The organism is Nonomuraea sp. 10N515B (assembly GCF_052245915.1).
In the GTDB taxonomy this organism is placed as follows: Bacteria; Actinomycetota; Actinomycetes; order Streptosporangiales; family Streptosporangiaceae; genus Nonomuraea.
Genome location: NZ_JBQQBQ010000222.1, coordinates 1 through 683, shown reverse-complemented (window position 1 = coordinate 683; position 683 = coordinate 1). Strand labels below are relative to the sequence as shown.

At 69.0% G+C, this 683-nt stretch carries 1 pseudogene; it reads left to right on the top strand.

From position 1 onward, the window contains the following. Positions 1-284: 284 nt before the first annotated feature. Positions 285-683 (top strand): annotated as a pseudogene (locus ACTWQA_RS59150) (ISL3 family transposase); the annotation flags it as partial.

The following is a 683-nucleotide window of genomic DNA, read 5'->3' as shown; positions in this document are numbered from 1 at the left end:
GCCGACCCCGACGGCTACCAGATCACTCTCCACGATCGCGCCTGACAGGCCAAACGCCACCGGACGATCACCGGCCCCCAAAGACCGAGGTTGCGCCCGAGGCTCGAGAATCCAGGCGACGTTTGTTCACCCAGGGTGATCACTTTTCCGGCTCTTCACACTTGGGGCGGACGGAGTGTGACGTCGAGGCCGGGCGGTCATGGTTCGGCGCGTCGAGCGCCGGATAGAGGTCGAGGTCTCCCAAGGATAGAGGTTCCTACGCCGCCCATCCGGAAGACCTCGACGTGCCCGACGCGACCGTCGGCGCGGGCTTCGCCTGCGCTGCTCTGACCACCTTCTGCCGACTCGACGAACTCGGACTCGAGGTCACCGGCCAACGACTCGACCCCGACCGTGCCGTCCTCGCCTGCCGTGTCGTTGGACCTGACCAGTGGTGCCGGCGCTGCGGGTCGCAGGGATCGCCGCGGGACACCGTGACCAGGCGCCTTGCTCACGAGCCGTTCGGGTGGCGTCCCACGACGCTGCTGGTCACGATCCGCCGTTACCGGTGCGGCGGCTGCGGGCACGTGTGGCGCCAGGACACCACCCGTGCCGCCGAGCCACGAGCGAAGCTCTCGCGCCGCGGGCTGCGGTGGGCACTGGAGGCAATCGTGGTCCATCACCTGACCGTGGCCCGAATCGCC